Origin of the sequence: Marinifilum sp. D714, from assembly GCF_030851345.1 — a bacterium.
Classification (GTDB): domain Bacteria; phylum Bacteroidota; class Bacteroidia; order Bacteroidales; family Marinifilaceae; genus Marinifilum.
In genome coordinates this window covers 1-324 of sequence record NZ_JALPNU010000098.1, presented here as the reverse complement: position 1 = coordinate 324, position 324 = coordinate 1, and the positions used below count along the sequence as shown (strand labels likewise).

Sequence of the window (324 nt, the reverse complement as noted above, 5' to 3'; positions counted from 1 at the left end):
AAAAACGAAGCAAAAAAGATCAAGGCAATCGGATACCGTTCGCCATTCCAAAGCAAAGTTTTGTCTCGAATCGCGTCCGATTGGCGGCACCCGATAAAAGTTTCTCTTTAGGATATCTTAGGGATTTCTCCCTTTTTGGATACAAAGCAAAGCGCCTCATGACTAAAAGGAATAACAAAAGGGTAAATGTGAAGCGAGATGTGCTAACGTAAAGACATTGCTTTAAGAAGAAATACCTACAGGCAGATAATGGTAATAAAAATTAATCTTCTTTTATCCTCGAGCCGGATGGGCTTTTCATTTTTGGCTTGACCCAAAAACGAA

Annotated in this window: 1 protein-coding gene; it reads left to right on the top strand. The window is 39.5% G+C overall.

The window, feature by feature from the left end; genetic code table 11:
* Nucleotides 1-212 (top strand): hypothetical protein (locus tag M0051_RS19695; RefSeq protein ID WP_306743280.1); only part of this gene is annotated, 212 nt, incomplete at its 5' end.
* Nucleotides 213-324: the final 112 nt, after the last annotated feature.